The following is a 656-nucleotide window of genomic DNA, read 5'->3' as shown; positions in this document are numbered from 1 at the left end:
AGGAGCTGGGTATCAGCGTTAAAACGCTGTACAACAAGCTCGAAAAGTATCAAGACGAGTAAACACACCGCAAATAGCAAAAGAGCACTGAATTGAATTCAGTGCTCTTTTTCATCGTCTCTTTCTATCTTTGCGTGCCTATCTTTGCGTGCAGCGCTGGATTACACCCACTGACCTGCCACAAAGCCACTCGACCAGCACCATTGGAAGTTATAGCCACCTAACCAACCGGTAACGTCCATCACTTCTCCGATGAAGTACAAGCCTTTGATGTTTTTACATTCCATGGTTTTAGAAGACAGGTGATCGGTATCTACACCACCCAAAGTCACTTCCGCCGTGCGGTAGCCTTCGGTGCCATTAGGTGCGATTGACCAGTTTTCTAAACGCTCCACCACGCTAGCAAGCTCTTTCGGGTTGAACTGCTTGAGAGGTTTATCCATCAGCTCTTTACGCTCAATCAGCACTTCCACTAAACGCTTTGGCAGCACTTTTGCTAGGGTGTTCTTTAGCGATTGATTTGGATGTTTCTCAAGGCTGCGCTCGAGCAGCAGAGCGATGTCTTCGTTAGGAACTAAGTTGATAGAAACTTTCTGACCCGCTTTCCAGAAAGAGGAAATTTGCAAAACCGAAGGGCCCGATAAACCGCGGTGAGT

The 656-nt window shown here is 47.3% G+C and carries 2 protein-coding genes; one reads left to right on the top strand and one right to left on the bottom strand.

The window, feature by feature from the left end; all coding sequences use genetic code 11:
• Window positions 1–62: helix-turn-helix domain-containing protein (locus R7040_RS30655; RefSeq protein WP_411978219.1), on the top strand; the 62-nt coding region annotated here is incomplete at its 5' end.
• 99 nt (window positions 63–161) lie between these two features.
• Here R7040_RS30655 and R7040_RS27170 read toward each other — a convergent pair.
• A partial coding sequence (locus tag R7040_RS27170; protein WP_318097701.1) for an aminoacetone oxidase family FAD-binding enzyme occupies window positions 162–656 on the bottom strand: 495 nt, incomplete at its 5' end.

The sequence above is a fragment of the Vibrio sp. 1069 genome (genome assembly GCF_033340555.1).
The sequence above is the reverse complement of the archived record's forward strand: the minus strand, read 5'-3'. Positions and strand labels throughout refer to the sequence as shown.